The 494-nt window shown below is 70.9% G+C and carries 1 pseudogene; it reads right to left on the minus strand.

The features are described 5' to 3' along the window. Window positions 1–463 (minus strand): annotated as a pseudogene (locus EHS43_RS45770) (hypothetical protein); the annotation flags it as partial. Between the last annotated feature and the right edge of the window lie 31 nt (window positions 464–494).

Consider the following 494-nt stretch of genomic DNA (forward strand, 5'->3'; position numbering starts at 1 on the left):
GGGTGGGCGTGGAGACCACGAACTGGTAGGCGCCGGCCAGGGTCTGGCAGCCGGTGCAGCTCTTGTTGGTGGCGTCGCTGAGGTTCACGGCGTTCAGACGGGTGTGCTCACCCGCGATCGTGACGACCTGGAAGGACAGCGCGACCGAACGGCAGGCGTCGTCGGCGGTGCAGCCCGACGAGACCGCGTTGGCCTGGTTGCGCACGGAGGCGGCCTTCACCGTGCCGAACTGCCGGATGGTGAACGAGTCCTCCTGCTCCGTGTGGTCGCGGCGGTCGGCGTGGCTGAAGACGTGGTCCGACGCGACGGCGACCTTCGAGGCCCCTCCGACGGCACCACCGGTGGTGGCGGCCTGCGCCGGCACGGCGGTCGCCACACCGGCGACACCGGCGGCGAACAGCCCCACGCGGACGGCACGCCGGGTGAGTGGGCTGGGGGTACGGGGTTTTCGGTGGCTGCTCAAGGGATCTCCTCGGTGGGTGGATGTACGGATG

This window comes from Streptomyces sp. RP5T, assembly GCF_003933965.1.
Lineage (GTDB): Bacteria > Actinomycetota > Actinomycetes > Streptomycetales > Streptomycetaceae > Streptomyces.